The organism is Streptomyces sp. ID05-26A (assembly GCF_033794685.1).
In the GTDB taxonomy this organism is placed as follows: Bacteria; Actinomycetota; Actinomycetes; order Mycobacteriales; family Pseudonocardiaceae; genus Lentzea.
In genome coordinates this window covers 212,081-239,066 of sequence record NZ_JARAYZ010000002.1, presented here as the reverse complement: position 1 = coordinate 239,066, position 26,986 = coordinate 212,081, and the positions used below count along the sequence as shown (strand labels likewise).

Here is a 26,986-nt window from a genome sequence, read left to right as displayed (position 1 = left end):
CGCAGTGACCCGGGGCACGTCCTTTGAGGACTCGGCCGGCCCTCGGGCCGGGCCGTCAGACCGCGCGGGCGATCGCGATGTTGCCCGACAGCCGGTCCCCGGCCTCGTAGATCATGTACTCCCGGCCCTGGTAGGTGCCGAACGAGGGCGCGGCGGCCCGGCCGTTGTCCGGCGACCCCGCCAGCGAGTCGTGGAAGACGCCGAGGTGGTTGCGCTTGCTGAAGTCGAGACCCACCTCGGTGATGAGGATGTTGCCGCCGCTGCCGATGTCGGTGTTGTAGACCACGTACACGCTGTTGTTGCGGAACAACAGGTGTGGCCCGCCGACGTTGACCGCGCCCACGTCCTGGTGCCGGACGAGCGGGGTCTGGGCGAACGTCCAGTCGCGGGCGTTGGCCGACCAGCCCCAGCCGATGTCGCGCCGGTTGGTGGTGTTGTTGAGCATGAACACCATCACGTACCGGGCGCCGCGCGACGGCAGGTCGTGCCGGAACACCCTGGCGTAGGAGGTCTCGGTCGTCCCGGCGGGGAGCAGGCGGGTGGACAGGACCTCCTTCTCGTAGGAGAAGTGGATGCCGTCGGCGGAGCTGGCGAGCCGGGTCACGGTGTTCTCGCCGTGGAAGTACAGGTACATGCGCTGGGCGTCGTCGTTCCACATGGCGTGCGGCGAGGACACGTGCGACACGCTGTACTCACCGGGCCAGTTCCTCGTGATGATCGGGTTTCCGGCGTACTCGGTGAACTCCTCGTCCAGCGTGTTCGCGTACGCGAGGCAGATGCCGCCGGGGGCGTCGTGCGGCGCGTAGTAGAGGTAGTACGCGGCCAGCGCGCCGGAGATCCGGTTCTTCGTGCCCCGGATGGTCGGGAAGATCAGTTCGTTGGTGGGGTTGTAGCGGAGCTTGCTCTTCACCAGCGCGAGCCTGCGGTACCGGTAGTCGGGGAACCCGGCGGGCGCGGCGGCGGCGGCGGTTCCCCCTGCGCTCGCTCCCAGCAGGGCCGCGCTCGCGGTGCCGATCAGCAGCTGACGGCGATTCGGTGCCATGGGGGACGCTCCTTCGCGTTGAGGACTCCGCGTTTTCGGACCGTAGAGGCGAACTCACAGTGAAACAAGGCTGTAATACGAATTATCAGGGGTAGGGCGTCAGTCGGGACGCCCCGCCCTCCTCTGTGGACCAGCTCAGTAGACCGTCACTCCGTAGGCCCGGAGCGCCTCGGTCACCGGCTGGTAGAACGACCGCCCGCCGCTCGTGCAGTCACCGCTGCCGCCGGACGTCAGGCCCAGCGCGGTGTTGTTGGCGAACAACGGCCCTCCGCTGTCCCCGCCCTGCACGCACACCGTCGTCGCGATCATGCCGGTGACGGTCGTGCCGTCGACGTAGTTCACCGTGACGTTCAGGCCCGTGACCTTGCCCCGGTGGAACCCGGTGGTGCTGCCGCTGCGGCCGACCGTCTGCCCGACGACGGCGTCGGCCGCGTTGTCGATGCCGCGATGCGTGCCGTTGTAGAGGTTCACCTCGCCGGGCCGGTTGACGGAGCCGGTGTAGCGGAAGAGCGCGTAGTCGTTGCCCGGGAAGCTGGTTCCCGTCCTGGACGCGATGACCTGGCCGCCCGAGGTGCTCCAGGTGGACGTGAGGTTGCCGCAGTGCCCTGCCGTCAGCAGGTACGCGGTGCTGGTGCCGGGGGTCTTCACGTTGAAGCCGAGCGAGCAGCGCACACCTCCGCCGAGGATCGCGTCGCCGCCCGCGATCGTCGTGCGGAACGAGCCGGCGACCTGCTCCAGCCGTGCCGTGGAGCCGAGACCCGCGACGACGGACTTCAGCCGGTCGAGCGACGCGCCGGTCACCGTGGCGTCGGCGGACACCACCACCTGGTTCGTGACCGGGTCCGTGCCCCAGGACGTGCCGGGGATCTTCGCGGTGCGCTCCAGCACCCCGGCACTGGCCGCGAGCACGGCGGCACTGTGCTCGACCACCCGAACCCGTGCGCCGGCCGCGTCCACGGCCTGAGCCGCGGCCTGGTCGGTCACGGTGACGACCAGACGTCCGGAGTCGTCGAGGTAGGACCCCGCGGTCGACGTTCCGAGGCGGGCGGTGAGTGCGGCGGCGTCAGGTGCGGCCTGCGCGACGGGTGCGGTCATCAGGAAACTGGAGGCCAGCACAACGATCGACGCCAATGTGAGCGCGCCAGTACAACGACTCATCGATTCTCCTCGACTGTCCCACGAATGGTGGCGGGCGGCTCGCCGTGCGTACGGACAGCCAGAGTGCTCGATTCCAGGAAATGCGTCCAGATGGCTAATATTATTTCCCGGCGGCTAATATTTCCTCCTTCGCAGGTTGACGAACAACGGCCCAGCGGGACCACGACCACCGCTGCGTCGAGTTTCGAAACTTTCACAAATTAGACACCGCGCCTCCGCCTCATTTCTTTCGAAACCTCCTGGACCACACCGCCGCCGACCTGTGCATTCGACGGAGATTCGACGGTCCCGACGTCCGATCGCCGGCGTTCACGCAGGTGAACTCCTCTCCGGAGCGCCGGAGAACGAGGCTTGTCCAGCCGGGCGGAGTGAGCTGATACTGCTCGACGTTCCCAGTCAAATGGGGTGGATTTGGCGCAATCCACACCACCGATCCTCGAGCAATTCCATTCTCGCCCGCGTGATCGCGGGTTCTCTCAGAAAGCGCCGAACATGACACTGACACCGAAGTCAGTCGCACGGGTCTCACTCGTGTCCAGCCTCGTCCTCGCCGCCGCCGGAGCCGCGGTGCTCGCGGCGGCACCCGCCAGTGGTGCCGCCTCCACCCTCGCCGCGGCGGCCCAGCAGAGCGGCCGGTACTACGGCACCGCCGTCGCCGCGAACAAGCTCGGTGACTCGACCTACGTGGGGATCCTGAACCGCGAGTTCGACATGGTCACGGCCGAGAACGAGATGAAGATGGACGCGACCGAGCCCAACCAGGGCCAGTTCAGCTACGGCAACGCGGACCGGATCGTGAACCAGGCCCGCAACCAGGGCAAGCGGGTGCGCGGGCACGCGTTGGCGTGGCACTCCCAGCAGCCGGGCTGGATGCAGAACATGTCGGGCACCGCCCTGCGCAACGCGATGCTCAACCACGTCACGCAGGTCGCGAGCTACTACCGGGGCAAGATCTACGCCTGGGACGTCGTCAACGAGGCGTTCGCGGACGGCAGTGGCGGCGGCCGGCGTGACTCCAACCTGCAGCGCACCGGCAACGACTGGATCGAGGCCGCGTTCCGCGCGGCACGGTCGGCGGATCCGGGCGCGAAGCTCTGCTACAACGACTACAACACCGACAACTGGTCGCACGCCAAGACCCAGGGCGTCTACCGGATGGTGCAGGACTTCAAGTCCCGCGGCGTCCCGATCGACTGCGTCGGGTTCCAGGCCCACTTCAACAGCGGCAACCCGGTGCCGTCCAACTACCACACGACACTGCAGAACTTCGCCGCTCTCGGCGTGGACGTGCAGATCACCGAACTGGACATCGAGGGTTCCGGAAGCTCGCAGGCCCAGCAGTACCAGGGTGTCACGCAGGCCTGTCTGTCCGTCGCGCGTTGCACCGGCATCACCGTGTGGGGCATCCGCGACACCGACTCGTGGCGCGCCTCCGGCACCCCGCTGCTCTTCGACGGCAGCGGCAACAAGAAGGCCGCCTACACCTCGGTCCTCAACGTCCTGAACAGCGGCACGGGCGGCACGACCCCGCCGACCACCACCACGACGACGTCCAACCCCGGCGGCGGGGGCTGCACGGCCACGTACTCCGAGGGCGAGAAGTGGAACGACCGCTTCAACGGCAACGTCACCGTGACCGGCACGGACACCTGGATCGTCACGGTCACCGTCAGCTCGCCACAACGGATCATCGCCACCTGGAACACCAGCGCGAGCTGGGACTCCGCGAACGTGATGACCGCGAGGCCGAACGGCAACGGCAACACGTTCGGCTTCACCGTCCAGCACGGCGGTAACTGGAACTGGCCCAGCATCTCCTGCCGCGTCGCCTGATCCCCGAAGACACACGGCCCTGCCGCGGACCCACGGTCCGCGGCAGGGCTTTTTCGTTCACCCGGAGACCCTCGGATCAATCGCCGAGATTCACGGTGATGAACCAGAAATAGCGGTCCCGCCAGGTGAGGCTGTTCACGAGTGTGACCGACCGGAATTTTTCGGCTCCGTTCGGGGATTCGTTCGACGAGCTCCGACCTGGACCTTCGATGAATTCGACTTCGAACATCGACCCGAGCACGAATTACCTCGACGTTGACCGCGTCAGAAGAATGCTCTTAGCATCCGACGGGAACCCCGCCACGCATCCGAAGAAAAACCCTTTCTCCAGTGTAGAAGAAGTGGAGCCCCCATGGGCATTTCGGAACAGCCTGCGCACCGGGCGCGTCAGCGACGCGTCCGGGCCGGACTGGCGTCGGGCGGTGCCGTCGTCGCACTGGTCACCGTGCTCGCGGCGTGGCCCGGTCTCGCGGCGACCGCGAACGCCGCAGGCACCTACGAGATGAAGAACGCCGGCAGCGGCCTGTGCCTCGACGCGGGGACGAGCCCGTCGAGCGGGACGCAGCTGCGGCAACAGGCGTGCGCCGGCCAGCAGTGGGTGCTGACCGACGTCAGCGGCGGAGTCCGGATCACGGCGGGTGGCCTGTGCGTCGGTGTGCGCGACGCGTCGACCAGCGCGGGCAAGCCGATCCAGCTCGAGACGTGCACCGGTGCGACGAGCCAGGTCTGGGCTCTGACACCGAACGGCGACACCCAGCGCCTGGTCAACGCCAACGGCGGCAAGTGCATGAACGTCAAGGACAACGCCACGACGTCAGGTGCGTTGGTGCAGACCAACTCCTGCGACAGCGCCGCCACCAAGCAGTGGACGCTCGCGCCGGCCGGTGGACCGACCAGCACGACGACGACAACCACCACTACCACTACCACCACCACGACCACCGGCCCGACGACGACCACGACCGGCACGCCGCCCGCCAACGCGCTGTACGTGTCGCCGACCGGTCGTGACAGCGCGGCCGGCACGATCTCCGACCCGACCACGCTGACGTCCGCACTCCCCCGCGTCGCCTCGGGCGGCACGATCTTCCTGCGCGGCGGCACGTACAGCTTCTCCCAGACGGTGACGATCCCCGACACCAACAACGGCACTTCAGGCGCCCGCAAGAAGCTGGCGGCCTACCAGGGCGAGAAGCCGGTGCTGAACTTCTCGGCGCAGACCGAGGACCCGGCGAACCGGGGCCTGGCCGTGAACGGCTCGTACTGGCACGTGCTGGGCGTCGTCGTCGAACGCGCCGGGGACAACGGCATCTTCGTCGGCGGCAGCAACAACATCTTCGAACGCACGATCACGCGGTTCAACCGCGACACCGGCCTGCAGCTCTCCCGGAAGCTGTCCAGCACGCCGAAGGACCAGTGGCCGTCCAACAACCTGATCCTCAGCGCGGAGTCGCACGACAACGCCGACTCCGACGGGGAGGACGCCGACGGCTTCGCCGCCAAGCTCACCTCCGGGCCCGGCAACGTGTTCCGCTACTCGGTCGCGCACAACAACATCGACGACGGCTGGGACCTCTACACGAAGTCGGACACCGGGGCGATCGGCGCCGTCACCATCGAGGACTCGCTGGCGTACAAGAACGGCACGCTGAGCAACGGCGGCCAGGCCGGCAACGGCGACCGCAACGGCTTCAAGCTCGGCGGCGAGGACATCGGCGTCAACCACACGATCACCCGCACCATCGCCTACGACAACGGCAAGCACGGCTTCACCTACAACCGCAACCCCGGCTCCATGGCCGTGTCGAGCAATCTCAGCATCGACAACGACGAGCGCAACTTCTCGTTCGACGCGGGCAGTTCGGTGTTCCGCACGAACACGTCCTGCCGCAGCAGCAGCGGGAGCAACGACAAGGTCGTCGGGAACTCCGACTCCACCAACCAGTTCTGGTCGGGCACCAACGGTTCTCGGTGCTCCGGTTACAGCGGAGCCCTCGGCTGGTCGTTCGCCTCCGACGGCAGGCTCGTCGTCACCCTCGGCGGCAAGACCGTCGCGTTCTGACCACCGTCACGTTCTTGGCCACCGTCACGTTCTTGGCCACCGTCGCCACCCCATCCCAGGCCGGGTCAGTGCGTCAGCCGCGCTGGCCCGGCCTGCGGGCCCCTGCCCGGGAGCAGAAGATGAAGCTGAGTTCTCTCGTCGTCGCGGCGATCCTGTCCGCCGGTGGCGTGCTCGTGCCACTGCCCGCCGCGGCTGCGACCGCGCTGTACGTTGCCACCACTGGCAACGACGGCAACGCCGGCACGGTGACCGCGCCGCTGAAGACCATCCAGAAGGCCGTGGACCTCGTCTCGGCGGGCGGCACCATCCACGTCCGCGGCGGCACCTACGCCCCGGCGACCAACATCCAGATCCTCAAGAACGGCACCCAGAGCGCTCCGATCACCCTGCGCGCCCACAACTCCGAGCGCGTGGTCATCGACGGTGAGAACATGCCGCACACGCCCGGCCCGGTCGGCTCGTCCATCCCGCGGGCCGAGCGCGGCGCGATCCACATCGAGGGCGACTGGTGGCGGCTCGTCGGACTGGAGATCATCCACGGTCCGTACGGCGTCTTCGGCCTGGACGTGAACAACACGGTGTTCGACCGGATCATCACCAGGGACAACTACGAGTCGGGCCTGCACATCGTGCTGGCGTCCAGCAACAACCAGATCCTCAACCTCGACAGCCACGGCAACCGCGACCCGCGCAAGAACGGCGAGAGCGCGGACGGCCTGGCGATCAAGGAGGGCTCCGGCACCGGCAACGTGGTGCGGGGCGCCCGGCTGTGGAACAACTCCGACGACGGCCTCGACTTCTGGATGTTCTCCTCGCCGGTCCTGGTGGAGAACAGCGTGGCGTGGGGCAACGGCTTCAACCGCTGGAACCTCCCGGACTTCACCGGTGACGGCAACGGCTTCAAGCTGGGCGGCAACGGGGTGGCGGCCGGGCACACCGTGCGCAACAGCGCGACGTGGGACAACGCCGTGGGCGGTTTCATCGACAACAACAACCCCGGCCGGCACACGATCGACCGCTGCACGGCGTGGGACAACCCCGGCACCGGCTTCAACTTCAGCCGTTCCTCCAGCACGCTGACGAAGAACCTCTCGGTGGCCAACGGCACCGCCATGTCGCTCGGTTCCACCTCCACCGGCAGCGGCAACTCGTGGAACATCGGTGGCTCCTGGTCCCTGCAGAGCACGGATCCAGGCGTGGTCACCGGCTCCCGCAACGCGGACGGGTCGATCCGGTCGTCCCCGTTCCTGCGTCCTGCCAACGGTGCCGACCTCGGCGTGCGCTTTCCCTGAGTTCGACTCGCGTCGTCGAATCCCGCGTCGAATGACGTTCGACTGTGGTCAGCGCACGGAAGACCCTCTTGTTATCGCTAACTTGATCTACCCTGGTAGAAGCACTATTGCCAGGAGTACACATATGCCCACATAGTGTTAACGCTAACTTCCTGGAGCCTCTCAATGGTGCAAGGAGCCGGTCCATGCGTTTCCCCCTGCCGCATGCCGTCCGTTCAACCCGAAAGCGCGTGCTGACAGCTGTCACGGCCGCGTTCGCCATCGGGGCGGGTGTCGTCGCCACCGCTCCCGTGGCGACGGCCGCCGGTCCCGTACCGCACTACGTGATGACCGCGTTCACGAACAGCAGCGAGTCGAACATGTACGTCTACGACTCGGCGAACGCGACCGGTTTCACCCAGGTCCGGGCCAACGCCTACACACCGCCGTCGGGCCTGATCCGCGATCCCAGCGTCATCCGGCACACCGACGGTTACTACTACATCGTCTACACGACGAACTGGACGGGCGACACGATCGGCTTCGCCCGCAGCGCGGACTACGTGACGTGGACATTCCTGCGCACCGTCCGGGTAGGACTCAACGGAGCCACCGGAAGCACGTGGGCACCGGAGTGGTTCAAGGACTCCGACGGCAGCGTGCACGTGATCTTCTCCGCGTCCACGGCGGGCACGGCGGGACAGTTCCGGCCCTACCGGATCACCGCGACGAACGCGGACCTGTCGGCGTGGAGCAGCCCGGTGGCACTGGGCATCCCGGCCAACTTCATCGACAGCTTCCTGGTCAAGGTCGGTGGCACCTACCACAACTTCCTCAAGAACGAGACCACGAAGTACATCGAGCACGCGACCGCCACGTCGTTGAACGGGCCGTGGACGTTCGTCGGCACGGGCAACTGGGCGGGCTGGGGCTCCGGTCTCGAAGGGCCCGCGCTCGTGCGGCTGCCCGACGGCCGCTGGCGGATCTACTTCGACCAGTACGGCCAGCGGCGCTACTTCTACGCCGACAGCACGAACCTCTCCAGCTTCGGCGCCAAGACCGAGCTCACCGCGCTGTCGGGCACCGCGCGGCACTTCACCGTGCTGCGGGAGGACTCCGGCGACGGCACGGCGGTGGCCACGGGAGCCAGGTCGCTGCGGTCGGTCAACCTCCCAGACCGGTACGTCCGGCACCGCGACAACCTCGGGTACGTCGAGCCGGTGAGCTCGTCCAGTTCGCTCACCACACGCCAGGACGCGACGTTCACGGTCGTGGCGGGGCTGGCGAACGCGAACTGCTACTCGTTGCGCTCGGTGAACTTCCCGGACCGCTACCTGCGGCACTACGGCTTCCGCGTCCGGCTGGACACCGGCACCGGTGACGCGGCTTTCGCCCGTGACGCCACGTTCTGCGGCAGGGCCGGGCTCGCTGGCGGCGGCAGCACGTCGTTCGAGTCCTACTCGCACCCCGGCCGGTACCTGCGCCACCAGAACAACGAACTGCGCGTCGACTGGCGCACCTCGGACTCGACCTTCGCCGGGGACGCGTCGTTCACCGTCACCGCGCCACTGGCCTGAAAGGACAGTCGATGAAGACGGTTCTCCTCCGCCTGGCCGTGCTGGTGCTCACCGCCGTGACCTGTGTGGCGGGCCTGCCCGTGCCACCGGCCGGTGCGACGCCCGCGGTGCGGTACACCAACCCGATCGCGGAACGACGCGCCGACCCGCACATCTTCAAGCACACCGACGGTTTCTACTACTTCACCGCGACCGTGCCGGAGTACGACCGGATCGTCCTGCGCCGCGCGACCACGATCCAGGGTCTGGCATCGGCGCAGGAGACGGTGATCTGGCGCAAGCACTCGAGCGGTGAGATGGGCGCCCACATCTGGGCGCCGGAGATCCACTTCATCAACGGCAAGTGGTACGTCTACTTCGCCGCGGGCCGCACCGACGACATCTGGCGCATCCGGATGTACGTGCTGGAGACTTCGAGCGCCAACCCGCTCACCGGGTCGTGGACCGAACGCGGCCGCATCACGACCCCCTGGGACACCTTCTCCCTGGACGCCTCGACGTTCGTGCACAACGGCGTGCGCTACCTGACCTGGGCGCAGCAGGAACCGGGCATCTCCACGAACTCCAACGTCTACCTCGCCCGCATGGGCGCGAACCCGTGGACCATCACCGGCACGGTGACCAGGCTGGTGGTGCCGACACTCGCCTGGGAGACCCGCGGGTTCAAGGTGGCCGAAGGGCCGGCGGTCCTGCAGCGCAACGGAAGGGTCTTCCTGACGTACTCGGCCAGCGCCACCGACGCGAACTACTGCCTGGGCCTGCTGACCGCCTCGGCGACCGCGGACCTGCTCAACCCGGCGTCGTGGAGCAAGAGCGCCAACCCCGTCTTCGCCGCCAACGCCGCCACCGGCCAGTACGGCCCGGGCCACAACTCGTTCACCGCGTCCGAGGACGGCACCAGCGACGTCATGGTCTACCACGACCGCAACTACCGCGACATCAGCGGCGATCCGCTCAACGACCCGAACCGCCGCACACGCGTGCAGAAGGTCTACTTCAAGGCCGACGGCACACCGGACTTCGGCATCCCGGTCCCCGACGGCGCCACCCCGGTCCGGCTCCGGTCCTACGCCGCCACCGACCGCTTCGTCCGGCACTGGGAATACCGCGCGCGGATGGAGGCGAACGTGTCTCCGCTGGCCGACTCGCAGTTCAGGATCGTCACCGGGCTGGCGGGCTCCGGCGCCGTTTCGCTCGAGTCGACCAACTTCCCCGGCTACTACCTGCGGCACCGCAACAACGAGGTGTGGGTCGAGCGCAACGACGGCAGCACCCTGTTCCGCAACGACGCCAGCTTCATGCAGCGCGCGGGCCTCGCGGCGAGTTCGGCGGTGTCGTTCGAGTCGGTGAACTTCCCCGGCCGCCACCTCCGCGCCGGCAACGGACTGCTCGCCCTGCAGGCCGTGACCGACGCGCAAGGAAGGGCGGACGCGACGTTCGTCCTGGAGTGACAAGAGTTCCGCCGCCGCGACGACTCCGTCCAAGAGATCGAGGTGTCTCATGGCCGCTCCGAGGAAGACAGCACTGGGAAGAGCAGCACTGGCCGTGGCGGTGGTCCTGGCATCTGGTGCCGCCACGGCGCCACCCGCGTCTGGTGCCGCAACGGCACGGCTTGCGCCTGGCGTCGTGGCGGCACAGCCCGCGTCAGGCGTCGCAACGGCACAGCTTGCGTCAGGCGTCGCAACGGCACAGCCCGCGCCTGGCGTCGTGGCGGCACCACCCGCGATCGGCATCACGACACCACCACCTGCGTCCGGCATCACGACACCACCGTCCACCTACGCCTATCCCCTGCCGGGCCGAGTCACCGGTGACATCAGCGTGCACGACCCGAGCGCGGTCCGGCGCGCCGACGGAAGCTACCTCGTGGCGCACACCGGCAACGGCATCGCGCTCAAGACCTCCACCGACCGGATCACCTTCCGCAACGCGGGTGCGGCGTTCCCCGGCGGCGCGTCGTGGACCACCCCCTACACCGGCGGCAGCGCCAACCTCTGGGCTCCGGACCTGTCCTATCGCAACGGCCAGCACTGGCTCTACTACTCGGCTTCGACGTTCGGCTCGAACCGGTCGGCGATCTTCCTCGCCACGAGTCCCAGCGGCAACGCCGGCACGTGGACCCACCGCGGGCTGGTCGTCGAGTCGCGGACGTCGGACAACTACAACGCCATCGATCCGGATCTCGTCGTGGACGACCAGGGCCGCTGGTGGCTGAGCTTCGGCTCGTTCTGGTCCGGCATCAAGATGATCGCGCTCAACCCGTCGACCGGCCTGCGGTCCGACTCGACCCTCCGCTCCCTCGCGGGCCGGAACGGTGGTCCGATCGAAGCCCCGAACATCGTCAAACGCGGCGCCTACTACTACCTCTTCGTCTCGTTCGACTACTGCTGCCGGGGCGCGTCCAGCACGTACCGGGTGATGGTGGGCCGCTCCTCCAGCGTCACCGGCCCGTACGTCGACCGCAACGGCACCGCCCTGACGTCCGGCGGCGGCACGGAGATCCTCGCCGGTCAGGGCAGCGTGCACGGGCCCGGGCACCAGGACGTGCTCGCCGATGTCGACGGCGACGTCCTCGTCTACCACTACTACACCGACAGCGGCGCGTCGCGGCTCGGCATCAACCTGCTGGCCTACGACTCGGCCGGCTGGCCGGTCCTGCGCTGAGGAGAAGACCATGACCTCGATCGGCAAGCTGGCTGCCGCGGTCGTCCTGCTGTGCGGCTTGACCGTGCCGGCGGTGGCGTCCGCCGCCGTCGTGGACACCAGCGCGTCGTACGCGTTGGTCAACCGCCACAGCGGCAAGGCGTTGGACGTCTACGACCTGTCCACGGCGGACGGCGCCCGGATCTCGCAGTACGCGCGCAACGACGGCGCCTGGCAGCAGTGGCAGTTCGTCGACTCCGGCGGCGGCTTCCACCGGGTGAAGTCCCGGCACAGCGGCAAGGTCCTGGACTTCGCGTCGACCGCCGACCGGGCAGGGCTCGTGCAGACGACGGACGCCGGCCGCACCGGTCAGCAGTTCCGGCTGGCCGACTCACCGGACGGGCACGTCCGGCTGGTCAACCGGGCGAGCGGCAAGGCGGTCGACGTCCTCGACTTCTCCGCCGCCAACGGCGCTCAGGTGATCCAGTGGCCCGACACCGGCGCCGCGAACCAGCAGTGGCAGCTGGTGAAGATCGGCGCCGCCGGCAACGTCACCAACCCGATCAAGCGCAACGGCCCCGACCCGTGGCTGCAGTTCCACAACGGCTACTACTACCTGGCCACCACGACGTGGAACTCCACGATCACCCTGCGCCGGTCCCGCACGCTGGCGGGCCTGTCGAGCGCGGCGGACACCGTGGTGTTCAGCCTGTCCGGCCGCCCCAACGGGTGCTGCAACATGTGGGCACCGGAGTTCCACCTGCTCAACGGCCGCTGGTACCTCTACTACGTAGCCGGGCAGAACGTGCAGGACTACAACCCCACCCAGCGCCTGCACGTGCTGGAGAGCGCGGGCTCCGACCCGATGGGCCCGTACACGTTCAAGGCGGACCTGGGGAACACCTGGGAGCTCGACCCGAGCATCCTGCAGCACAACGGGAAGCTGTACCTGATGGGCAGCGCGATGGACGGCACGCAGAGCCTCACCATCACCCCGCTGTCCAACCCGTACACGATCAGCGGCGCACGACGCACCATCTCGCAGCCCACCCTGGCGTGGGAACGGCAGACCGCGCCGGTCAACGAGGGCGCGGAACCGTTGTACCGCAACGGTCGCACCATGATCGTGTACTCGGCCAGCGCCTGCTGGGGTCCCGACTACAAGCTCGGCCTGCTCACCCTCACCGGGTCCGACCCGCTCAACCGCGCGCACTGGACGAAGTCGCCCAGCCCGGTGTTCCAGCGCAACGACGAGCACGGGGTCTTCGGCCCTGCCCACAACGGGTTCTTCAAGTCGCCGGACGGCACCGAGGACTGGATCGTCTACCACGGCAACACCAGCGCCTCGGGCGGTTGCGGCATGGAACGGTCCACCCGCGCGCAGAAGTTCACCTGGAACGCCGACGGCACACCGAACTTCGGCACCCCGGTCCCGCTCGGCGTCCAGCTCCCCGCACCGTCGGGCGAGTGACGCGGTGGGTGGCCGTCGCGGACAGTCGTCCTCACGCTGATCGAAGGGAAGTCCATGCTCCTCAAGCGCACCCCCGTCGTCCTCGCCGCGGCCCTGTCCCTCCTGGCCACGGCGGGGCCCGTCGCGGCGGCGCCCCCGGTCACCGTCCACGTCGCAGGAGACTCCACGGCCTCCACCTACGCCTCGGCGCTGGCTCCGCGGGCCGGGTGGGGCCAGGCGCTACCGGTGTTCTTCACCGGCGGTGTGGTCACGGCGAACGAGGCGCTGTCCGGGGCCAGCTCGAAGAGCTTCGTCGACCTGGGCCGTCTCGACCGCATCCTGGCCAAGATCAAACGAGGCGACTACTTGCTCATCTCGTTCGGGCACAACGACCAGAAGAAGGAGGACCCGGCCCGCTACACCGAGCCGTCGACGACCTACAAGTCCTACCTCTCCCAGTACATCGACAAGAGCCGGGCCAAGGGAGCGAAGCCGGTGCTCGTCACGTCCGTCGAGCGGCGGCGCTTCACCAGCACCGGTGCCGCCGCACCCTCCCACGGCGCGTACCCGGCCGCGATGCGCGAACTGGCGGCCGCCAAGGGTGTGCCGCTGATCGACCTGACCGCGTCGAGTCTCGTGCTCTGGAACCGCGCGGGCGTCGAGGGGACGAAGAAGTACTTCCTGCACCTGCCGGCCGGGCCCTACCCCAACTACCCGGACGGGGTCGAGGACAACACGCACTTCCAGGCCGCCGGGGCGATCGAGGTGGCCCGGCTCGTCGCCACCGCGCTGCGAGACCAGCGCGTCCTGCCGCCCGGCTCGTTGCGGCGACTCACCGCACCGGTTCCGGCGAACGAGATCGTCTGGCCCTGAAACACCCTGGAGATCCCTGTGAAGAAGCACTTCCTGGCCCTGGCCGCACTCGTCGTGCTGCCGCTGCTCACCGCCACCGGCCCTGCGTCGGCCGGCGAACCCACGTGCGCCCCTGCCGACGCGGCGACGACCCAGGCCGCGGCCGTCAAGGTCTGGCTCGCCGGCGACTCGACGATGGCGGATCCGAGGACGGCCTGCCCGGTGGGCTGGGGCAACCGGTTCGGCCGGCTCTTCACCGGTGACGTCACCGTGGTGAACAGCGCGATGGCCGGGCGGAGCATCCAGACGTGGCTGTACGAGTCCAACGTGCAGAGCACCAAGGACGCGGCGGGCGAGTGCGTGGTCAGCCCGAGGACGTTCCACCAGCGCTGGCTCGCCATGCTGGATCCCGCGTCGGGGATGAAGGCCGGTGACTACCTGATGGTCCAGTTCGGCATCAACGACGGCAGCCGCGACTGCCCGCGTCACGTCGGCAGCGCGCGGTACCGGGAGCTTCTCGCGCTGATGGCCAAGGCGGCGAAGGACAGGGGCGTCACGCCGATCTTCCTGACCCCGGTCTCCGCGATCAGGTGCAGCGGCAGCACGGCCGTCGCCACCCGCGGTTTCCTCACCGAGACGTTCGACGCGGGCAGGACCGCCGGCGTGACGGTCATCGACCTGCACAAGCTGAGTTACGCGCTCTACAACACGCTCAAGCTCTGCCCCAACGACGGCGACTACACCAAGGGCCCGGTCGGCGCCTTCTTCTGCGACGACCACACGCACTTCGAGGCGTCCGGCGCCGGGCAGATCGCCGGGGTCGTGGCCAAGGCCCTGCGAGACCAGCGCATCCCGCTGTCGAACCACCTCAGGTGAGACGGCCCGCCGCCGCACACACCGAAGAGGAGATCTGGCATGTTCTCAACCAGGTGGCGCGTCGGCGCGGCCGTGACCGCGGCGGTCGTGCTCGGCGGTCTCACCCCCGCGACCGCGGCGCCACAGATACTGGCGTGCGGTGACCGGTCGTTCAACGCCGAAGCGGTGCTCAACGGCAGCACGTGGACGTCCCGCAACGGCAGCCGGACCGTCTACACGGGCACCGACATGCGGTCGGCCGTCCAGGCCGCCCTCGACAGCCTGACCGCGGGACGGACGTCGAAGCAGTGGGTCCTGGTGCGCGGCAGCGGGTCGGTGAGCGCGGGCTCCCGGATCTCGTTGCCCAGCTACACCGGCATCGACGTCTGCGGCACGATCAACGTCACCGGCACCGGTTCCGGCGACCAGGCCCCGATCTACTCCCGGGGCACTCGTGACGTCGAGGTGCGCTACCTCAGCGTCACGGGCCGCCCGTTGTACGGCATCTTCCTGCGCAACGTCGACAACGTCGTGCTCGGGCAGATCGACATGCGGCTGTCCGGTGGCCTGGGCGTGCGCATCGACAACCGCGGCAACACCAGCGTGCGCAGCCGGAACGTCAGGATCGACAACGCGTTCGTGTCCGGTGCGAGCAGTCACGCCGTCGAGACCTACGGCTTGGACGGCCTCACGATCGGCACGGTGACCGCGCGCAACGTCGGCGAGTCCGGGCTGCTGCTCAACGACACGATCAACGCCACCGTCGGCACGGTGGACGCGGAGAACGCGGGCGCGGGCACCGGATACGCGGCCTTCCGCACCGCCAACCGCAACGGGCGCATCGGCAGCGGTTATCCCACGAACGTCCGGGTCGGCACGGTGCGGGCGCGTGGCGGCGGCCGCGGTGTCTTCTGCGTGTCGGAGAGCGGCGGACTGAGCATCGACCGCCTCGACCTCGCGAACACCGGCAACAACGCGGTGCTCGTCGAGAACTGCGCCAACGTCACCCTCGCGACGCAGAGCGGCACGGTGACCGGTGGTGGTGAGATCCGGCTGGCCGCGCGCTCGGAGTTCCCGAACAACCGCGACATCATCGTCCAGAACCTGACGGTGACCAACTCGTCGGTGCGCGAGAACCCTTGTGGCACCAACACGACGTTCCGCAACCTCACCTTGAACAACAGTTCGTCGAACGTGTGTCCGTGAAGCCGATTGCGCGAGGGTGAATCATCCCTTGCCGAGAACGCACTTGTAGTCACGTCGAACCCTGCCTAGGTTCGAAAGGGAGCTCACGGCGATCGCCAATTCCGAACGGCGACAGTAAAGCGAGATTCCCTTGTACCACCACACATTCACGCGCAAGACCCTGCTCCCGTGGTGACGAACGGGGGCAGGGTGCGGGAACTGTTCGTCCATCCCGTGAAAGGGCTCAGCGCACAACCGCTGGACCAGGTGACACTCCGTCCGGGCGAAGGTCTTCCCCACGACCGGGTGCTCGCACTGGCCCGGCCGGACGGCCGATATCACCACGGCACGCGGGCAGGGCTTTCCAAACAGGAGTTCTTCGCGCTCGTCTCGGATCACCGCCTTTCCGGTGTGGACACCCATTTCGACGCTGAGACCGATGTCCTGGTCGCGAGAGTGGCCGGAAACGAAGTGCTGAAAGCCGATCTGAGCACGGACGAAGGTGTTGCCGCGACGATGCGGTTCTTCGCCCGCGTGCTCGACCTGCCGGCGGGGGTCGTTCCCCTGCTCGCGCGGGAACCGGGCAGGCGCTTCACCGACGCGACCGTCGCCGGGGACGGGCCGATGAACTGGGTCTCGGTGATCAACCTGGCCTCGGTCCGCGACCTGGAGTCGCGGACGGGCGCCACGGTCGACCCGGTGCGGTTCCGTGCCAACGTCCTGGTCGACGGCCTGCCCGCGTGGTCCGAAGTGGACCTGATCGGCACGGAGTTCGACCTCGACGGTGTGCGCGTCCGGGCCGTGCGCCAGACCAGGCGCTGCGCCGCGACCGAGGTCGGCCCTGGAACGGGCAGGCGCGACCTGCCGGTGGTGCGCCTGCTCCAGCAGGCCTACGGGCACCAGTTCATGGGGATCTACCTGGAGGTCCTGACCGCCGGAGTCGTGCGCAGGGGCGGTGAGGTCGTTGTCTGAGCTGCGCCTGCGGGTCAGTGAGACGACCGACCTCACGCCGACGGTCCGCCGTTTCGTCCTGCGCGACCCCTGGGGAGCCTCGCTGCCGGACCACGAACCCGGTGCGCACGTCGTGATCAGCACGCCCGCCGGGCACAAGCGCGCTTACAGCCTCGTCGATCCGGGCACGCGGGAGTACGTCGTGTGCGTGCGCCGCCACAGCGACGGCCGGGGTGGTTCCGCGAGCATGCACGACGACGTGACCGTGGGCACCGAACTGCTGGTGTCCCAGCCGGCCAACAGGTTTCCGCTGCACCCGTCGCCGAAGTACCTGTTCATCGCGGGCGGCATCGGCATCACACCGATCCGGGCCATGGTGCGCAAGTTGCGCGCCCAGGGCCACACCGGTGTGCGGCTGCTGTACCTGACGCAGTCCGCCGAGGAAACCCCGTTCCTGCAGGAGTTCCCCAGCTCAGCGCATCACAGCGACGAGCGCGGACTGCTCGACCTGTGGCCGTACCTGGCCGATCCGGACGACGACGTCCGGGTCTACTGCTGCGGTCCCGCTCCGCTCATGCACACCGTCCGCACACTCACCGCTCATTGGCGCGCGAGCCGGATCCACACGGAGCAGTTCGCGGCCGAACCCGGCGGCTTCTCGCCGTTCACGGCCGTCTGGGCTCCCACCGGCCTGCGGGTCGAGGTTCCCGCTCATCTCTCGCTGCTCGAGGCCCTGCGCCGCAACGGTGTTCCCGTCGAGTCGTCCTGCGAGGCCGGCGTCTGCGGTACCTGCCGTCTCGCGGTCCTCGACGGCGAGGCGGAGCACGACTCCGTGCTCGCCTGCGTGTCGCGCCCCGCGTCGCCCGAGATCGTCGTCGGGCCCCACGACCACTCCCGAAAGGACCCCTCGTGATCGACTGGCTGCGGCTCGCCGAATCGCTCATCTCCTCGCCCTGGCTCTACGCCGTGCTGATCGCGGTGTCCTTCCTGGACTCGTTCCTGCCCCTGATCCCGAGCGAACCCGTCGTGATCATCGCGGGCGTCTACGCCGCGACCGGGCAGACCGACATCGTGCTCGTCATCGCCGCCACCACGCTCGGCGCCTTCCTCGGCGACCTGGTCCCCTACACGGCAGGCAGGTTGTTCGACGCACGCCTGCTCAAACGGCTCCCGCCCGGCAGTAAACGCCGCGCGGCGCACGACTGGTTCGCCCGCGAGCTCGACGCCCGCGGCGGCTTCATCCTGGTGACGACGCGGTTCATCCCGGTCGGGCGGTACCTGGCCACCCTGTCCACCGGGCTCGTCGGCTTCCCCCTGCGCAAGTACGTGCTGTTCGTCGCGTTCGCCACCGCGTCCTGGAGCGCCTACACCGCGCTCACCGGCTATCTCGGAGGCGTGCTGTTCCAGGAGAACACCCTGCTCGCGATCGCCGTCGGCATCGGGCTCGCGCTCGTCGTGACGGGGTTCATCGAGTTCGTGCGCCGCTTGCGCCACCGCGGGAACGCCGTCACCGAGCAGCCGCGGCCATGATGTGACGGGCGCGCTCGCGCAGCAGCTGGTGCGTGCGGTCGTGGTGGTTGCGCGGATGCCACGCCATGCCGGCCGTCACGGACGGCAGCGCGACCGGGATCGGGAACGTGCGCAGCCCGAGCGTGTCCAGCATCCTCCGCGCCAGCCTGGCCGGGGCGACGCAGACGACGTCGGTCTCGGAGGCGATGAAGAGCGCGCTCGCGAACGTGGGCACCACGGCCGCGACCCGCCGGGTCAGGCCCAGCTCCGCCAGTTGCTCGTCGATCGGGCCCTCGGCCCGGCCGCGCCGGGACACGACGATGTGGTCGGCGTCAGCGAACCGTTGCGGTGTCACGACTTTGACCTTGGCGAGGGGGTGACTCCGCCGCACCGCGCCGATCAGCGTCTCGGTGACCAGCTCTTCCGAGTGGATCTCCGAGTCGCCGGGGCGGATGTTGCCGATCTCCAGGTCCACCAGGCCTTCCCGCAGCGCGGGGACGTCCTCCAGGGTTTCCGGCCGCAGGCGCAGCGAGATCCCTGGGGCCTGCTCCCTCAGATCGTCGATCAGCGACGGGATGAACGTCGTGGACAGCATGTCCGTGACCTGCAGGTCGAACACGCGCACCGCGGTCCGCGGATCGGCCGTCGTGGACGGCGCGAACAACGCCCGTGCCCGTGACGCGATCGCGTGCACCTCGCCGCGCAGTTCCAGAGCACGTGGGGTGGGCACGAGATCACGCCCTGCGCGCACGAGCAACGGGTCGTCGAAGGCCCGTCGCAGCCGGGCCAGCGCCCGGCTCATGGCGGGGGCCGAGGTGTGCAGCCGGGCCGCGGCCTTGGTGACGCTGTTCTCCGCGAGCAACGCGTCCAACGCCTCGATCAGGTTCAGATCGATGTAGTCCACTCGCGGATTATCACATCCGCAATCCTCAAGTACCAGAGTTGCACTGGAGTTAATCGACCCTCGCTCCTAGGGTCGAGGTCGAGAGAAGAAATCGTTGGAGGACAAGGACATGACTGTGACTCGGGCCGTGGTGATCGGCGCCGGAATCGTGGGGCTGACGACGGGACTCGCCCTGCGCCGGGCCGGGATCGACGTGGTGGTCTGCGAGCAGGCACCGGAGATCCGCGCCGCCGGAGCCGGGCTGGGGCTCTGGGCCAACGCGCTGGCGGTGTTCGACGACCTCGGCGTCGGCGAGCAGGTGCGCGCCATCGGCAAACCCAGCGAGATGTACTTCCACGACCCCGCCGGGACGTTGCTGAAGAGTCCCGAGTTCGGCGTCGAGGACCACCGGTATCTCCTGGTCCACCGCGCCAAACTGCTCGACCTGCTCGCCGACGCCGTGGGACGCGAGAACATCCGGCTCGACACCGGGTTCGGCGCGTACGAGGAACACGCGGACGGCGTCACCGTCCGGCTGAGCGACGGCAGCACCGAGAAGGCCGATCTGCTCGTCGGGGCGGACGGGGCGTACTCCGCCGTGCGCGCACAACTGGTGCCCGGCACGCCTGCACAGGAACACCCCGGCCACCACGTGTGGCGCGCGGTCGTCCCGGCCGACGGCATCGAGGTGCCCGGCAACCGCCTGATCCTGGGCACCAACGGGTGCCGGGGCGGGTACGTGCGCACCCACGACGGCAACGTCTACTGGCTGGTGAACCAGTTCAAGTCACCGCCGCTGACCGGCACCCGCAGGGACCAGTCGCTGGAACGCGCCCACCACCTCGAAGAGGGCGAGGGCGGAGTGCTGGCCCAGTTGATCGCGGCGACGCCGGAGGAACTGATCCTGCACAACCAGATCATGCTCGTGCCCCCGTTGCCGCACTGGGTCTCCGCCCGCGTCGCGCTGGCCGGGGACTCGGCGCACGCCATGTCGCCGCACATCACCGCGGGCGCGACGCTGGGCATCGAGGACGCCGCCCTGCTCGGCCACCTGATCGGCTCCGCGAGCGACGTGGCCGCCGCACTGGAGAACTACCAGGCCGACCGAATCCCGCGGTACACCCGCGTCGCGGAGCTGTCCGCGGCGGTCGAGCACTCTCCCACGCCGAAGGACTTCGCGCGGCACTACGCCGCGTTCAGCCACTGGATGCTCACGTCCCAGAACGACCAGGTGCGGGCATGAGTTTCATCGTGAACGTGGATGTCGCCGTGCCGATGCGCGACGGCATCTCCCTGGCCACCAACGTGTGGCGTCCCGATGGCCCCGGGCCGTTCCCGGCGCTGCTGCTCCGCACCCCGTACGGCAAGGACGACGCCGGCACGTTCGGCAACCCGAAGCTGCCGGACGTGTTCGCGTTCGTGGGGGCCGGTTATGCGGTCGTGGCCCAGGACGTGCGCGGCACCTCCCGATCACCCGGGACGTTCGTGCCGGGCACCCACGAGGGTCGTGACGGCGCGGACACCCTGACGTGGCTGAGTGAACAGCCCTGGTGCGACGGCAGAATCGGCATGTGGGGCGGGTCCTACATGGGCTTCACGCAATGGCTTGCGGCCGTGGACGCGCCACCGGCGTTGCGCGCGATCGCGCCCGCGATGAGCTCCGCCGACCTGTACCGCGCACCGTGGTACTCCCCCGGCGGCGCGCTTTCCGAGGACACGGTGCTCACGTGGAGCACGCTGTCGGCTCTGCGCAATCTGCGCAGGGCAGGCGGTAACGGCGACGCGGCGGCACTTCTGTCCACTTTGGAAGATCCCGGTCCACTGCTCACCGGGCGGGACGCCATCACACGCTCCCTGCCGTGGTTCGGCGACGTGCTCGGCCATCCCGAACGGGACGCGTTCTGGCAGGAGGTCGCCGCGATCGACCGCTGCGGCGACATCACGGTTCCAGCGCTCCAGATCGGTGGCTGGTACGACGTGTTCATCGGCGAGACCGTGCGGTCCTACCGGACCATGCGAGACCACGGCGGCAGCGAGGCGGCGAGGGACGGCCAGCGGCTCGTCATCGGTCCCTGGGCCCATCCCGACGGCATGGACCTCGGCACGTTCCCGGACCGGTCCTTCGGGCTCGGCGGCAGCATCAAGGCCGCCGACGTCACCGGGGAGCACCTGCGCTTCTTCGACCGCTGGGTGCACGGCCGGGCCGGCGACACCCACCGCGTGCGGATCTTCGTGATGGGCATCGACCGGTGGCGCGACGAGGAGGACTGGCCCTTGCCGGACACCAGCTACACCGACGTCTTCCTGGGCGGGGACGGCCGCGCCAACACGGTCGCGGGCGACGGGGTCCTGACGCGCGACGCCGTGCCGGCCGACGCCGCGGACACGTTCCTCTACGACCCCGACCGTCCGGTGCCGACCCTGGGCGGCACGGTGCTGACCGGCTACCCCGGTCCTGCCGACCAGGCGGCGGTCGAGACGCGGGACGACGTGCTGTGCTTCACCAGCGCCGTCCTCGACGCCCCGGTCGAGGTGACCGGTCACGTCACCCTCGTGCTGCACGCCTCGTCGTCCGCACCGGACACCGACTTCACCGGCAAGCTCGTCGACGTGCACCCCGACGGCAGGGCGATCCTGCTCTGCGAGGGCATCCAGCGCGCCCGCTACCGCGACTCGCTCACCGCCCCGGCGTTCCTCGAGCCCGGCACCGTGTACGAGCTGACCGTCGACATGGGCGTCACGTCGAACGTCTTCCTGCCGGGACACCGCATCCGGCTCGAGGTCTCCAGCAGCAACTTCCCCCGCTACGACCGCAACACCAACACCGGCGGAACGATCACCACCGACACCCCGGCCGTCGCGGTGAACCGGGTCCACCACGGGCCCGCACACCCGAGCCGGCTGGTGCTGCCGTTGATCGAACGCACGGAGGCGCACACGTGAGCACACTCCAGGAACTGACCGACCGGGCGGCCGTCACCGACGTCGTCACCGGCCTCGCCCACGCCCAGGACGACCGGGACTGGGACGCACTGCGGCTGCTGCTCGCCGACGAGGTGCTGCTGGACCTGTCGACCCACCACTTCGGCAGGCCACCGGCCACGATGGCGGCCGCCGACCTGACCGCTTTGGCGAGCAGCACACTCGACGGCTTCGACAGCACCCACCACTCGACCTCGAACCTGAAGTTGCGACTGTCGGGCGACGACGCCGAATGCCGTGCGCACGTGGTCGCCTACCACCACGTCCTCGCAGATCCCGGCGTCGTCGACCACTGCACGATGCGCGGGTACTGGCAGCTGAGGCTGAGCAGGACCGGCGGACGCTGGCTGATCACCCACTGGGCCGTGCAGCGCACCTGGCCGTGGGAAGGGTCTCCGGACGTCTACGCACTCGCCGCCGCACGCACGTCCTGACCGCCGAGGAGGAAACTCGATGTTCTACGAGATCCGCACCGAACACGCACGCACCGGCCTCGGCCCCGAACTGGCGCTCTACATGGACGAGACCGTGATCCCATTGCACCGGGAAGGGGGCATGACCGTGGTCGGTTCGTTCACCGTGCCCGGCCGCGACGACTTCGTCTGGATCCGGCGTTTCGAGGACGACGCCGACCGCGAACGGGTCCTGGAGGCCGTGCACGGCCATCCCCGGTGCGGGACCGTCGCCGACACCGTGGCGGCCATGGTGGACGGATCCGAGTCCACGATCCGGCTGGCACCCACGCCTCGATCCGGCCTTCGCTGACACGGCCGTGAACCCGATCGGGGCGTTCTGCGGAGAACAGGGCGAAGACCCTTCGCTCGAAAGGCCACCATGACAGCAACCGACGCGGAGCTCATCGAGGCGTCGTTGCACGTGCCGGAGAAGTTCGCCCTGATCTTCGACCGGCACGCGCCGCACATCCAGCGCTACCTCGCCCGGCGCCTCGGCCAGCAGGCCGCGGACGACCTCCTCGCCGAGGCGTTCCTCGTGGCGTTCTCGAAACGGGAGCGCTACGACCGGTCCCGGCCGGACGCCCGGCCGTGGCTGTACGGCATCGCCACCAACCTCGTCGGTCAGCACCGGCGGGAGGAGGTGCGCCGGCACCAGGTGCCCGCGGTCGTGCCCCACGTCGGTGATCACGCCGACCGGGTGGCGGCCGACGTCACCGCCCAGGCCATGCGGTCGGTGCTGCGCGGCTCGCTGGCGGTGTTGTCCGCCGAGGACCGCGACGTGCTGCTGCTGGTCGCGTGGGAGCAGCTCAGCTATCTCGAGGTCGCCGACGCACTGGCGATCCCGGTGGGAACCGTGCGTTCCCGGCTGAACCGCGCCCGCCGCAAGGTCCGGGAGGCGTTGGGAACCGGCAACCACACCGAGGTCGAGGAGCTGCTCAACAATGGATGACCTCCAGCTCGTCCGGGAACTGGACGACACTCCGCTCAAGTCCGCGGACCACCTGGCCGCCGCACGTGCCCAGCTCGTCGCGGGCATGAAACCGCCGAGGCGCAACCGCACCGGCGTGATCGCCGTCGCCACGCTCGCCGCGGCAGCGACGATCACCGCCGTGGTGATGGTCCTGCCGTCCGGCTCACCGGACGCGCCGAAGCACGACGCCGCACCCACCGGGTCCACGGCTCCGCAGGTGGACACCGCCGTGCAACTGCTGGCGCACGCTGCTGCGGCAGCCCGTTCGAAGCCCGACGAGGTGCCCAGGCCGGACCAGTTCTACTACGTGCGCAACGGTGGGTGGGAAGGCTGGTTCTCCGTCGACGGCACCCGTGACGGCCGGATCATCAGCGAGGCGGGCGGCGACCCGAGCACCACCGCCGGCTGCGTCAACGGCACCAGGAGGGTGTTCGACAAGTACGACAAGCCGACCGGCGCCACCGAGAAGTGCGTGCCGCTCCGCTCGTACCGGGACGACCTGCCCACCACGGCCGAAGACATGCTGCGGCTGCTCAAGGGCGAGGACAAGGACCGGCCGGTCAACTCGTACGGCAAGGACGTGCTGAGCATGGTCAACCACTCGTACCTGCCCGGACCGCAGCGGGCCGCGTTGTTCGAGGCGGCGATCCAGGTGCCGGGGCTGACGGTGGTGAAGGACGTCTCGTCCGGCCGTCCCGGCATCGGGATCAGCTGGCCGGTGCCGGAGGGTTCCGCGCCGTGGGCCGAGCCGGTGGTCATGGTGTTCGACAAGGACACCTACGAGTACCTCGGCACGAAGAACAACCCGCAGGACGCGGCCGGGTTCGTCGACCAGGTCGGGGACCAGCTCTGACCCGGCAGGGGCCCGGTTCCGCCTGGAACCGGGCCCCTGCTTTGTTACCCTGCCACTTTCCTCGACCTGGCGGGACGGACCGTGTTCGACGCTGACGACCTGCCGGACTTCGCGCCGCCGGAGTTCGAGCACCAGGACGGGGACGACGCGGAGCGGCCGCCGTTGCGCGGCACCACCGCACCGCCCGCCGGAGTGCACGACGTGGACTGGGCGGCCCTCGAAGACGCGTACGGCACCGCCGACGAGACACCGTGGTTCATCGAGGCGCTCACGAGCGACGACGACGGTGACAGGAACTTCGGTGTGTACGGCCTCTATTCGGCCACCACGCACCAGGGTTCGGTCTACTCGGCGTCCGAGGCCGCGATCCCGTTCCTGGCCGAACTGGTGCGGCGGGACAACACGCTGGCGTTGCTGTTCCTGGCCCGGATCGCGGTCGGCGAGACGCACTTCGTGGCGCGGCCCGACGACGTCCGCAAGGCCACGAGCGAGTACGCGGGAGCGGTCGCGGAGTTCGCCGCCGACGTCGAGGCGATGTGGACCCGCACCGGCGACGACGAGGCGTTGCGGTTGCTGGTGTTGCTGGGCCGGGAACCGAAGGCGCTGCCCGCCCTCACCCCGGACGCGACCGCCGGACTGTGCCTGGCCCACGGTTTCCTCGCCGCGCGCGACAACGGCGTCACTCCCGGCGGTGCGAAACGGGCCGGCGCGAGAGTGGAACACGGTGCCGCGGCGCGGGATCTGATGGCGAACAGCCCGTCGCTGCACGTGCGGGGCGCGGCCGCCGCGTGCCTGGTCTACTCCGGATTCGCCGACGACCACTCGCTGGCGTTGCTCCACCACCTCGCGCAGGGCGAGTACCCGGTGCACGACGTGTGGACGGGCGACCTCGCCGAACTGGCCGCCTCGGCGTGGACCTTCGGCACGGACGACGACGGACTGCTCACCGCGTCCGAGAAGCAGCCGCCCCTGCACACCCGCCTGCTCGAACGGATGGCGCGGCAGTTCCGCTCCAGCGGCGAGACCTACCGGCCGTTGGCACCGGAGGAACTGACGGAGGCCCAGCGCACGACCCTCGACGCCGCCCTGCGCGCCTCCCCCGAGACGATCACCGGCGCGGACGTCGACTACCTGTGGGTCGACGTCCCGGGAACGGTGGCGGCGGCGGAGCGGTTGCTCGGCACCTCGACCGGCGAACTGAGCCGGCGCACGTCCCGGGGCCTGCTGTGGTTCGTGCTGGAAGACGCTCTGCTCGCCCAGGACGACCGGGAATCCGCGCTCGCCGCGCTGGCCGAGGTGGACGCCTGGGCCGCGCTCGGTGAGGTGTTCGCCGCCCGGCGACCGAACGGCACGGAGGAGTCGATCACCTTGACCGTGCGGCACCTCGGCGGCGAGGACGCCGCGACGCTCACCCTGTGCTCGGCCTTCGCCGACGCGCTCGCCCCGTACCGCCGCCCAGTGGAGGCGTTCCTCGACAGGTGGCTGCCTGCGGTGTCCGAAGTGGACGGATACGACCTGGCGTTCGCGGTGCCCGCTCAGCGCATCGGCACGGCCCTGGCGGCACTGGCCCGGTCGGGCGGGCTGCCGGCGCGCTTCCACCCGATGGTCAAGCCGTACCACCGCTTCCCGGAGTACTCCAAGGTTCCACTGCCGCTGCTGCGCGAACTGGAGGACGCCCGCTGACGAGCGTCACGGGCGGTGGCGCATCGCCATCACCGCGATGTCGTCGGTCGCCTGCTGGTCGCCGACCATCGTCGCCATCACCAGCGCGCCCAGCGGCACCTCGAAACGGGTGACCCGGCGGCCGGTGCCGCGCCGGCCCAGGTCGTTCTGGGCCGAGTGCCCGGCACGATCACCGGTGAACCTCCGACGCGAAACGCGTTTCGACCGGCGCGTACGGGGTACTTCGCCCCAAACCGACAGGAGGAAATTCGCTTGGCCATCGGCGACGACCCTCCCGATCGAACGCGCGTGCTGGGCCTGGACCGCGACGTGGCCGACATCGCCGCGGTGCGGCACTGGGCGCGTTCCGCTCTGCCCGGCGTGGACGAAGACGATCTCGGTGACGTGCTCCTGGTCATCACCGAGCTGGTCTCGAACGTCCACGACCACGCGGCGTTCCCGGCCCAGGTGGAGCTGCGCTGGTCGCCTCGGCCCCGGCTGGTGCGGATCGCGGTCCAGGACGCCTCCCCGGCCCTGCCCCAGCTGCGGCGGTTCTCGGCCGACGCGGCGCGCGGGCGCGGTCTGATGCTCGTCGACCAGCTGAGCAAGCGGTGGGGCGTCACCGAGCTCGTGGACGGCAAGACCGTGTGGGCCGTTCTGCACTGCACCGAGACGCCCTGACGCCGCCTAGATCCTCACCCCGTCGACCACGGCATCCGGCACGTCCCGGTCCCCCGATCCCGTTCAGATGTCCGCGAGCGCACGACCTGAAACACTCGACGGCGTGGACCCC

General features: G+C 69.2%; 24 protein-coding genes. 21 read left to right on the top strand and 3 right to left on the bottom strand.

What is annotated here, in order from left to right; genetic code table 11:
* Positions 1-55 precede the first annotated feature (55 nt).
* Positions 56-1,042, bottom strand: coding sequence for a hypothetical protein (locus tag PV646_RS16795; protein ID WP_500342819.1), 987 nt, complete (start codon positions 1,040-1,042; stop codon positions 56-58).
* 135 nt (positions 1,043-1,177) lie between these two features.
* Positions 1,178-2,200, bottom strand: coding sequence for a S1 family peptidase (locus PV646_RS16790; protein ID WP_500342817.1), 1,023 nt, complete (start codon positions 2,198-2,200; stop codon positions 1,178-1,180).
* A 492-nt stretch (positions 2,201-2,692) separates the two neighbouring features.
* On the opposite strand from PV646_RS16790, the gene PV646_RS16785 reads away from it, so the two are divergent.
* The 13 genes from PV646_RS16785 (at position 2,693) to PV646_RS16725 (ending at position 18,409) form a co-directional block, all read left to right on the top strand.
* A complete protein-coding gene (locus tag PV646_RS16785; RefSeq protein ID WP_500342814.1) occupies positions 2,693-4,033 on the top strand; it encodes a glycoside hydrolase family 10 protein in 1,341 nt (446 codons plus the stop codon).
* Between the two features lie 352 nt (positions 4,034-4,385).
* The gene (locus tag PV646_RS16780) at positions 4,386-6,095 is read left to right on the top strand and encodes an RICIN domain-containing protein (RefSeq protein WP_500342812.1); all 1,710 of its coding nucleotides are present in this window, start codon (positions 4,386-4,388) and stop codon (positions 6,093-6,095) included.
* Positions 6,096-6,214: 119 nt separating this feature from the next.
* Positions 6,215-7,387, top strand: a complete 1,173-nt coding sequence (locus tag PV646_RS16775) for a right-handed parallel beta-helix repeat-containing protein (protein ID WP_500342810.1) — start codon at positions 6,215-6,217, stop codon at positions 7,385-7,387.
* Positions 7,388-7,572: 185 nt separating this feature from the next.
* Positions 7,573-8,943 carry a glycoside hydrolase family 43 protein gene (locus PV646_RS16770; protein ID WP_500342808.1) on the top strand — a complete coding sequence of 457 codons (1,371 nt, stop codon included), beginning with the start codon at positions 7,573-7,575 and terminating at the stop codon, positions 8,941-8,943.
* An 11-nt stretch (positions 8,944-8,954) separates the two neighbouring features.
* On the top strand, positions 8,955-10,394 hold the full coding sequence (locus PV646_RS16765; RefSeq protein ID WP_500342807.1) for a family 43 glycosylhydrolase: 1,440 nt from the start codon (positions 8,955-8,957) through the stop codon (positions 10,392-10,394).
* 49 nt (positions 10,395-10,443) lie between these two features.
* Positions 10,444-11,607 carry an arabinan endo-1,5-alpha-L-arabinosidase gene (locus PV646_RS16760; protein WP_500342806.1) on the top strand — a complete coding sequence of 388 codons (1,164 nt, stop codon included), beginning with the start codon at positions 10,444-10,446 and terminating at the stop codon, positions 11,605-11,607.
* Between the two features lie 10 nt (positions 11,608-11,617).
* Positions 11,618-13,057 carry a family 43 glycosylhydrolase gene (locus tag PV646_RS16755; RefSeq protein ID WP_500342804.1) on the top strand — a complete coding sequence of 480 codons (1,440 nt, stop codon included), beginning with the start codon at positions 11,618-11,620 and terminating at the stop codon, positions 13,055-13,057.
* A gap of 54 nt (positions 13,058-13,111) precedes the next feature.
* Positions 13,112-13,909 (top strand): rhamnogalacturonan acetylesterase, encoded by a 798-nt coding sequence (locus PV646_RS16750; RefSeq protein ID WP_500342802.1) that lies wholly within the window; start codon positions 13,112-13,114, stop codon positions 13,907-13,909.
* A gap of 18 nt (positions 13,910-13,927) precedes the next feature.
* Positions 13,928-14,764 carry an SGNH/GDSL hydrolase family protein gene (locus PV646_RS16745; protein ID WP_500342801.1) on the top strand — a complete coding sequence of 279 codons (837 nt, stop codon included), beginning with the start codon at positions 13,928-13,930 and terminating at the stop codon, positions 14,762-14,764.
* Positions 14,765-14,803: 39 nt separating this feature from the next.
* Positions 14,804-15,949: a hypothetical protein gene (locus PV646_RS16740; protein WP_500342799.1), complete on the top strand. Its 1,146-nt coding sequence runs from the start codon at positions 14,804-14,806 to the stop codon at positions 15,947-15,949.
* 168 nt (positions 15,950-16,117) lie between these two features.
* Positions 16,118-16,900: an MOSC domain-containing protein gene (locus PV646_RS16735; RefSeq protein WP_500342798.1), complete on the top strand. Its 783-nt coding sequence runs from the start codon at positions 16,118-16,120 to the stop codon at positions 16,898-16,900.
* On the top strand, positions 16,893-17,792 hold the full coding sequence (locus PV646_RS16730) for a PDR/VanB family oxidoreductase (protein ID WP_500342797.1): 900 nt from the start codon (positions 16,893-16,895) through the stop codon (positions 17,790-17,792). Before PV646_RS16735 ends, PV646_RS16730 begins: the two co-directional genes overlap by 8 nt.
* Positions 17,789-18,409 (top strand): DedA family protein, encoded by a 621-nt coding sequence (locus tag PV646_RS16725; RefSeq protein WP_500342795.1) that lies wholly within the window; start codon positions 17,789-17,791, stop codon positions 18,407-18,409. The genes PV646_RS16730 and PV646_RS16725 overlap by 4 nt, the downstream gene beginning before the upstream one ends.
* Here PV646_RS16725 and PV646_RS16720 read toward each other — a convergent pair.
* On the bottom strand, positions 18,387-19,292 hold the full coding sequence (locus PV646_RS16720) for a LysR family transcriptional regulator (protein WP_500342793.1): 906 nt from the start codon (positions 19,290-19,292) through the stop codon (positions 18,387-18,389). The genes PV646_RS16725 and PV646_RS16720 overlap by 23 nt on opposite strands.
* A gap of 109 nt (positions 19,293-19,401) precedes the next feature.
* On the opposite strand from PV646_RS16720, the gene PV646_RS16715 reads away from it, so the two are divergent.
* From PV646_RS16715 to PV646_RS16680, 8 genes are all read left to right on the top strand, one after another.
* Positions 19,402-20,514: an FAD-dependent oxidoreductase gene (locus PV646_RS16715; protein WP_500342791.1), complete on the top strand. Its 1,113-nt coding sequence runs from the start codon at positions 19,402-19,404 to the stop codon at positions 20,512-20,514.
* Positions 20,511-22,214, top strand: coding sequence for a CocE/NonD family hydrolase (locus PV646_RS16710; protein ID WP_500342790.1), 1,704 nt, complete (start codon positions 20,511-20,513; stop codon positions 22,212-22,214). Before PV646_RS16715 ends, PV646_RS16710 begins: the two co-directional genes overlap by 4 nt.
* A complete protein-coding gene (locus PV646_RS16705) occupies positions 22,211-22,687 on the top strand; it encodes a nuclear transport factor 2 family protein (protein ID WP_500342789.1) in 477 nt (158 codons plus the stop codon). The genes PV646_RS16710 and PV646_RS16705 overlap by 4 nt, the downstream gene beginning before the upstream one ends.
* A 19-nt stretch (positions 22,688-22,706) precedes the next feature.
* Positions 22,707-23,018, top strand: a complete 312-nt coding sequence (locus PV646_RS16700) for an NIPSNAP family protein (RefSeq protein ID WP_500342787.1) — start codon at positions 22,707-22,709, stop codon at positions 23,016-23,018.
* Between the two features lie 69 nt (positions 23,019-23,087).
* Positions 23,088-23,657: an RNA polymerase sigma factor gene (locus tag PV646_RS16695; RefSeq protein ID WP_500342786.1), complete on the top strand. Its 570-nt coding sequence runs from the start codon at positions 23,088-23,090 to the stop codon at positions 23,655-23,657.
* Positions 23,650-24,531 carry a CU044_5270 family protein gene (locus PV646_RS16690; protein ID WP_500342784.1) on the top strand — a complete coding sequence of 294 codons (882 nt, stop codon included), beginning with the start codon at positions 23,650-23,652 and terminating at the stop codon, positions 24,529-24,531. Before PV646_RS16695 ends, PV646_RS16690 begins: the two co-directional genes overlap by 8 nt.
* Positions 24,532-24,612: 81 nt before the next feature.
* Complete coding sequence (locus tag PV646_RS16685) at positions 24,613-26,214, top strand: hypothetical protein (protein WP_500342783.1); 1,602 nt, start codon at positions 24,613-24,615, stop codon at positions 26,212-26,214.
* A gap of 252 nt (positions 26,215-26,466) precedes the next feature.
* Positions 26,467-26,874, top strand: a complete 408-nt coding sequence (locus tag PV646_RS16680; protein ID WP_500342782.1) for an ATP-binding protein — start codon at positions 26,467-26,469, stop codon at positions 26,872-26,874.
* Positions 26,875-26,986: the final 112 nt, after the last annotated feature.